The sequence below is a fragment of the Streptomyces sp. NPDC002130 genome, from assembly GCF_040296465.1.
Taxonomy (GTDB): domain Bacteria; phylum Actinomycetota; class Actinomycetes; order Streptomycetales; family Streptomycetaceae; genus Streptomyces.
The window spans coordinates 1-7,332 of sequence record NZ_JBEOXI010000337.1; the positions used below are offsets into that span (position 1 = coordinate 1).

Here is a 7,332-nt window from a genome sequence, read left to right on the forward strand (position 1 = left end):
GTTCTCGTGCACTTGCCATGCCTGCATGCGGGGCCTCCACGGGGGACTGCTGTGTCTGACCGGGGTCGGTTCGCATACTAAGCGGTCGCTTGCCCATCAGGGAACAGTCTCCCGCAAAGTCCCGCGCAGAGGCTTCACCCGTGGGTCACGCCGGGTCACGCCGGGTCACGCACCTTTGGGCCGGGCCCGCACATGCATCCGCTCACCCTGCGGCCCGAACAGGCTGAGAAACTCCACGGGCCCCTCCCCCGTCGACCCGAACCAGTGCGGCACCCGGGTATCGAACTCGGCGGCCTCCCCCGCCGTGAGCACCACGTCGTGCTCGCCCAGCACCAGGCGCAGCCTCCCGGACAGCACGTACAGCCACTCGTAGCCCTCGTGCGTCCTGGGGTCCGGCTCCTGCTCGCGCTTCGGTTCGAGGACCTTGAAGGCCTGCAGGCCGCCCGGCTGGCGGGTGAGCGGCCAGTGGGTGCGGCCGCCCATCACGATCGGCTTGGAGCGCACGCGCGGATCACCGGCCGGCGGGGCCCCGACCAGCTCGTCCAGCGCCACCCGGTGGGCGCGCGCGATGGGCAGCAGCAGCTCCAGACTGGGTCTACGCAGGCCGGACTCCAGCCGCGAGAGGGTGCTGACGGAGATGCCGGTGGTCTCGGAGAGCGCCGCCAGGGTCACCTCCCGGTCCTTGCGCATCTGCCGCAGCCGGGGGCCCACGCCCGCGAGTACCTCGTCCGTCGTCATGGTCGTATTGCAGGTTCGGCAAAGAGGTTTGTCAATCCCGCAGGACCGGGGCGACGCTCGGCAGCGGAGGTGGTCACATGACCGAGAAGTACGCAGTGGTGGTCATCGGCGGGGGCGCGGCGGGCCTGTCCGCGGCGCTGGTGCTGGGGCGGGCCCGGCACCGCACGCTGGTGGTCGACGCGGGCGAGCCGCGCAACGCGCCCGCCGCGCACATGCAGGGCTACCTGACGCGGGACGGCATGCCGCCCGCCGAGTTCCTGGCGATCGGCCGCGAGGAGGTCGCGCGCTACGGCGTGGAGCTGGTGCGGGACCGGGTGATGGAGGTCGAGAAGGGCGAGGACTTCACCGTGGCGCTGGCCGGCGGCCGGACCGTGCGGGCCCGGCGGCTGGTCGTCGCGACCGGGCTGCAGGACGAGCTGCCCGCGGTCGCAGGGGTGGCCGAGCGGTTCGGCCGGGACGTGCTGCACTGCCCGTTCTGCCACGGCTGGGAGGTGCGCGACCAGCCGTTCGGGGTGCTGGCCACCAGTCCGGCGAGTGTGCACCAGGCGCTGATGGTGTCCCAGTGGTCGAAGGACGTGCGGCTCTTCCTGCACACCGTCACCGAGGAGGAACTGTCCGACGAGGATCTGCGCCGGCTCGCCGCGGCCGGGGTGGAGGTGGTGCCCGGGGAGGTCGCGGAGCTGGTGGTCGAGGCCGACCGGCTCACCGGCGTCCGGCTCGCGGACGGTACGGAGCACGCCCGCTCGGTGCTGTTCCTCGCCCCGCGGGCCGTTCCGCAGACCGGCCTGCTGGAGCGGCTGGGCGCCGAGCTGCACGAGACGCCGTTCGGCGCGTATCCGGTGGTCGATCCGACCGGGCTGACGACCGTGCCCGGCGTGTGGGCCGCGGGCAACGCGATCGGCTTCGCCGAGCAGGTCGTGCACGCGGCGAGCGGCGGATACCGGGCGGCGACGGCGATCGTCGGGGACCTGCTGATGACCGACCTGGACGCGGTCGCCCAGGTGTAGAGGCACCGGCTCGCCGTCGGGGGCCTGCCCTGGCCGACCTCGACACCCTCGCCCAGGTGGGGACGCACCGGCTCGCCGTCGGGGGCCTGCCCTGGCCGACCTCGACACCCTCGCCCAGGTGTAGAGGCACCGCCTGCGGTGCACCATGGCTGCATGCTGCTGCACCGGCTGGCCCGAGTGTCCCAGGAGGTCGCCGCCACCTCGGCGCGGTCCCGCAAGACGGCCCTGCTCGCGGAGCTCTTCCGGGACGCCGAGGCGGAGGACGTGCCGATCGTCATCCCGTACCTGGCGGGACGGTTGCCGCAGGGCCGGATCGGCGTCGGCTGGAAGGTGCTGAGCCGTCCGGTCGCCCCGGCCTCGGAGCCGGGTCTGACCGTGCGGGAGGTGGACGCCCGGCTGGCGGAACTCGCCAAGGTGTCCGGCCCGGGCTCCCAGGCGGAACGGGCCCGGCTGGTCGCGGAGTTGATGGGCGCGGCCACCGAGACCGAGCAGCGGTTCCTGCTCGGGCTGCTCACCGGCGAGGTCCGGCAGGGCGCCTTGGACGCGGTGGCGGTGGAGGGGCTCGCGCAGGCGACCGGGGCGCCGTCCGCGGACGTGCGGCGGGCCGTGATGCTCGCGGGTTCCCTGCAGGCGGTCGCCGAGGCGCTGCTCGCGGACGGGCCCGCCGCCCTGGACCGCTTCCGCCTCACGGTCGGCCGCCCGGTCTGGCCGATGCTGGCGCACAGCGCCTCCTCGGTGGCCGAGGCGGTCGACAAGCTGGGCGCCTGCGCGGTGGAGGAGAAGCTGGACGGCATCCGAGTCCAGGTGCACCGGGACGGCGACACCGTGCGGCTCTACACCCGCACCCTCGACGACATCACCGACCGCCTGCCCGAAGTGACGGCCGCCGCGCTGGAGTTGCGGGGCGAGCGGTTCATCCTGGACGGCGAGGTGATCTCCTTCGACGAGGAGGGGCGCCCCCGCTCGTTCCAGGAGACGGCCGGCCGCGTCGGCTCCCGCACGGATGTGACGACGGCCGCGCGGGCGGTGCCGGTCTCCCCCGTCTTCTTCGACGCGCTGTCCGTCGACGGGCACGACCTGCTGGACCTGCCCTTCGCCGAGCGGCACGCCGAGCTGGCCCGGCTGGTGCCCGAGCCGATGCGGGTGCGGCGCACGCTGGTGTCCGGGCCCGACGACACGCCCGCGGCGGAGGAGTTCCTGGCCGAGACACTGCAGCGTGGCCATGAAGGCGTCGTGGCCAAGGCCCTCGACGCCTCCTACAGCGCGGGGCGGCGCGGCGCGTCCTGGCTGAAGGTCAAGCCCGTCCACACCCTCGACCTGGTCGTCCTGGCCGCCGAGTGGGGCCACGGCCGCCGCACCGGCAAGCTCTCCAACCTCCACCTGGGTGCCCGCACCGCCGACGGCGGCCTCGCCATGCTCGGCAAGACCTTCAAGGGCATGACCGACGCCGTGCTCACCTGGCAGACCGAACGCCTCCAGCAGCTCGCCGTCGAGACCGACGACCACGTCGTGAAGGTCCGCCCGGAACTCGTCGTCGAGATCGCCTACGACGGACTGCAGCGCTCCACCCGCTACCCGGCCGGCGTCACCCTCCGCTTCGCCCGCGTGATCCGCTACCGGGAGGACAAGCGCCCCGAGGACGCCGACACGGTCGAGACGCTGCTCGCCGCGCACCCGGAGGTGAAGCCGTGAAGCGCAGTGCCGGCCTGCTGCTCTTCCACCCCGCCGACGACGGCATCGAGGTGCTGCTCGGCCATATGGGCGGCCCGTTCTTCGCCCGGCGCGACGCCGGGGCATGGACCGTGATCAAGGGCGAGTACGAGCCGGACGAGCCCGCCTGGGACGCCGCCCGCCGCGAGTTCCGGGAGGAAGTGGGGCTGCCCGCGCCCGACGGGGAGGCCATCGACCTCGGCGAGGTCCGGCAGACAGGCGGCAAGATCGTCACGGCCTGGGCGGTCCAGGCTGATCTCGACCCGGCGACGATCACGCCCGGCACGTTCCGGATGGAGTGGCCGCCGCGGTCCGGACGGCTCCAGGAGTTCCCCGAAGTGGACCGGGTGGCCTGGTTCGGCCTCGACGCGGCCCGCGCCGTGATCATCAAAGCGCAGGCGGCGTTTCTCGACCGGCTGGCGGAGCACTCGCCCTGAGGAGACACTCCCGCGTTGCGGTCCCCTCCGCCGCGCGGGAAGGTCGAGACACAGCCCGCTCCAGAGGGAGGTCGGTCATGCCCATCGCAACGGTGAACCCGGCGAACGGCGAGACGCTCAAGACGTACGAGGCCATGGGCGAGCAGGAGATCGAGCGCCGGCTCCAGCTCGCGGAGGCCACGTTCCGCACGTACCGGACGACGAGCTTCGACGAGCGCGCCCGGCTGCTGCACCGGGCCGCCGACCTCCTCGAAGAGGACCAGCAGGACATCGCCCGCGTGATGACCACCGAGATGGGCAAGCCGATCCAGCAGGCCCGGGCCGAGGCGGCGAAGTGCGCCAAGGCGATGCGCTGGTACGCCGACCACGCCGAGGAACTGCTCGCCGACGAGGAGCCCGCCGACTCCGACGTGAAGGACTCCGGCGCCTCCCGCGTACGGGTGCGCTACCGGCCGCTCGGACCGGTGCTGGCGGTGATGCCGTGGAACTTCCCGCTGTGGCAGGTGGTCCGGTTCGCCGCACCCGCGCTGATGGCGGGCAACGTGGGACTGCTCAAGCACGCCTCGAACGTCCCGCAGACCGCCCTCTACCTGGAGGACCTCTTCCACCGCGCGGGCTTCACGGAGGGCACCTTCCAGACCCTGCTGATCGGCTCCGCCGCGGTCGACGAGATCCTGCGCGACGAGCGGGTCAAGGCCGCCACCCTCACCGGCAGCGAGCCCGCGGGCCGCGCGGTCGCCTCCACCGCCGGGGAGATGATCAAGAAGACGGTGCTGGAGCTGGGCGGCAGCGACCCGTTCGTCGTCATGCCCTCCGCCGACATCGACCGGGCCGCGAAGGTCGCGGTGACCGCGCGGGTGCAGAACACCGGGCAGTCCTGCATCGCCGCGAAGCGGTTCATCGTGCACACGGACGTCTACGACGCCTTCGCCGAGCGGTTCGCCGACGGCATGAAGGCACTGAAGGTCGGCGACCCGATGGCCGACGACACCCAGGTGGGGCCGCTCTCCAGCGAGCAGGGCCTGCGCGATCTGGAAGAGCTGGTCGACGACGCGGTGCGCAGCGGGGCCCAGGTGCTGTGCGGTGGCGAACGGCCGGAGGGGCCGGGCTGGTACTACACGCCGACGATCCTGGCCGGTCTCACCCGCGAGATGCGGATCCACCGGGAGGAGGCGTTCGGGCCCGTCGCGACGCTGTACCGGGCGGCCGACCTGGACGAGGCCGTGCTGATCGCCAACGACTCCCCGTTCGGGCTGAGTTCGAACGTGTGGACGCGGGACGAGGGCGAGGTGGACCGGTTCGTACGCGACCTGGAGGCCGGCGGGGTGTTCTTCAACGGCATGACCGCGTCCCATCCGGCGTTCCCGTTCGGCGGTGTGAAGCGGTCCGGGTACGGGCGTGAGCTGTCCGGGCACGGAATCCGCGAGTTCTGCAACATCACCACTGTTTGGCATGGTGCGTGAGTGTTGCGGGGCTACGATCCCGTCTGTGAACCGCGAAGTGACTCTGCCTCTGATCGTCGACGACCGCGGGACCCTGCAGGTGGCTGCGGCGGATGTCAGCAAGCTCTTGCGGACGGTGGGAGGTCGGTGGGTGCGGCTCGTGGAGGGCGGGGAGTCGGGGCTGGACGAGGACACGGTCGCCGAGTTGGCCATTGAGCTGGCGAAGCTGGCCGACCGGATCGACGTGGCCTGTATCGCGCACAGCAGTGGGACCGCGACCTGAGTGGTGCGGGTGCGTCTCGGTTCCCCCCGCCTTCGGGGGCACCTGACTCGACCGGGCGCAGAACGTCCCCGGTACGGAGTAGCTCCGCGCGAAGTCGGCGTACCGCCGGGTGATCGTGAGTGGACCACCCTTGCGGTGAACCACCATCTGACCGGGGGGCGACGAGCCTTCCGGGCGGCGAAAGCAGGCGCGGCTCATGGCGACTTTGTGCAGACCCTCGGTGTCCGTTCCAGAGCACGTGATCACGATGGAGGAAACCCTGGACCTGGCGCGTGAGCGCCACGCCGGGCACCCCCAACTGCCGCTGGCCCTCCGGCTGATCGAGAACACCGGGGTGCGCACCCGGCACATCGTGCAGCCCGTCGAGGAGACGCTGAGGCACCCCGGGTTCGAGGACCGCAACAAGCTCTACGAGGCCGAGGCGAAGGCCCGGGTGCCCGCGGTCGTTCAGCGGGCACTCGACGGCGCCGAGCTGCTCACCGCGGAAGTGGACCTGATCGTCTACGTCTCGTGCACGGGTTTCATGATGCCCTCGCTCACGGCCTGGCTGATCAACGAGATGGGATTCGAGCCGACGACCCGGCAGCTGCCGATAGCCCAGCTCGGCTGTGCGGGCGGCGGCGCGGCCATCAACCGGGCCCACGACTTCTGCACGGCCTACCCGGAGGCCAACGCGCTGATCGTGGCCTGCGAGTTCTGCTCCTTGTGCTACCAGCCCACCGACATCGGGGTCGGCTCGCTGCTGTCGAACGGGTTGTTCGGTGACGGCATAGCCGCCGCAGCGGTCCGCGGCCGGGGCGGCGAGGGCGTCCGGCTGGAGCGCAACGGCTCGTATCTGATCCCCAAGACCGAGGACTGGATCACGTACGACGTGAAGGCGACCGGCTTCCATTTCCTGCTGGACAAGCGGGTACCGGCGACGATGGAACCGCTCGCCCCCGTGCTGAAGGACCTGGCCGGTGATCACGGCTGGGACGCCTGCGAGCTGGACTTCTACATCGTCCACGCGGGCGGTCCCCGCATCCTCGACGACCTCAGCGCCTTCCTGCGCGTCGACCCGCACGCCTTCCGGTTCAGCCGGGCCACGCTCACCGAGTACGGCAACATCGCCAGCGCCGTCGTCCTGGACGCGCTGCGCCGGCTGTTCGACGAGGGCGGCACCGAGCACCGGGCGCGCGGGCTGCTCGCCGGGTTCGGTCCCGGCATCACCGCCGAGATGGCCCTGGGCCGCTGGCACAGCGCGGACGAGACGAGGTGACATGAGCGAAGAGACGATCACCGAGGACCTGACCCCGGTCCCGGGCCGGCCCGCGCCCGGTCCGGCCGGCGGCGACGCCACCTGTCTCGTGGACCCGTCGGCCCCCACCCGGTTGCGCCGCGCCGTTGCCGCCGCGTTCACGGCGCAGGGGGTGGAGCGGGTGCGCGAGCGGTGCCGGCGCATGGTGGCGGAACTGGTCGAGGAGCTGCTGCAGGACGGTCCGCCCACCGATCTGACCGAGGCCGTGCTCAGCCCCTTCCCCAGCGCGGTGATCTGCGAGCTGCTGGGCGTCCCGCCCGCCGACCGGCAGGGCATGCGCGCCTGGACCCGGCTGATCCTGTCCTCCTCGCACGGCGCCGAGGCCGGCGAGAAGGCCAGGAGGGAGATGGGCGCCTACTTCTCCGATCTCATCGGCCTGCGTGAGGGCGGCAGCGGCGAGGACGTCACCTCCCTGCTC

Annotated in this window: 7 protein-coding genes and 1 pseudogene; 7 read left to right on the top strand and 1 reads right to left on the bottom strand. The window is 72.2% G+C overall.

Annotated features, from left to right (window positions below):
• Positions 1 to 165: 165 nt before the first annotated feature.
• Positions 166 to 738, bottom strand: coding sequence for a helix-turn-helix domain-containing protein (locus tag ABT116_RS37400; protein WP_351643523.1), 573 nt, complete (start codon positions 736 to 738; stop codon positions 166 to 168).
• A 77-nt stretch (positions 739 to 815) separates the two neighbouring features.
• Here ABT116_RS37400 and ABT116_RS37405 point away from each other — a divergent pair, with 77 nt between their 5' ends.
• The 7 genes and pseudogenes from ABT116_RS37405 to ABT116_RS37435 all read left to right on the top strand — a co-directional run.
• Positions 816 to 1,745, top strand: coding sequence for an NAD(P)/FAD-dependent oxidoreductase (locus tag ABT116_RS37405; RefSeq protein ID WP_351643525.1), 930 nt, complete (start codon positions 816 to 818; stop codon positions 1,743 to 1,745).
• Positions 1,746 to 1,898: 153 nt separating this feature from the next.
• Positions 1,899 to 3,437 carry an ATP-dependent DNA ligase gene (locus ABT116_RS37410; RefSeq protein ID WP_351643528.1) on the top strand — a complete coding sequence of 513 codons (1,539 nt, stop codon included), beginning with the start codon at positions 1,899 to 1,901 and terminating at the stop codon, positions 3,435 to 3,437.
• Complete coding sequence (locus ABT116_RS37415) at positions 3,434 to 3,892, top strand: NUDIX hydrolase (protein WP_351643530.1); 459 nt, start codon at positions 3,434 to 3,436, stop codon at positions 3,890 to 3,892. Before ABT116_RS37410 ends, ABT116_RS37415 begins: the two co-directional genes overlap by 4 nt.
• 77 nt (positions 3,893 to 3,969) lie before the next feature.
• Complete coding sequence (locus ABT116_RS37420) at positions 3,970 to 5,355, top strand: NADP-dependent succinic semialdehyde dehydrogenase (RefSeq protein WP_351643534.1); 1,386 nt, start codon at positions 3,970 to 3,972, stop codon at positions 5,353 to 5,355.
• Between the two features lie 25 nt (positions 5,356 to 5,380).
• The gene (locus ABT116_RS37425) at positions 5,381 to 5,617 is read left to right on the top strand and encodes a DUF6213 family protein (protein ID WP_033307522.1); all 237 of its coding nucleotides are present in this window, start codon (positions 5,381 to 5,383) and stop codon (positions 5,615 to 5,617) included.
• Between the two features lie 190 nt (positions 5,618 to 5,807).
• Positions 5,808 to 6,875, top strand: a pseudogene (locus ABT116_RS37430) (type III polyketide synthase); the annotation flags it as partial.
• Between the two features lies 1 nt (position 6,876).
• On the top strand, positions 6,877 to 7,332 hold a 456-nt coding region (locus ABT116_RS37435; RefSeq protein WP_502984005.1), incomplete at its 3' end, for a cytochrome P450 family protein.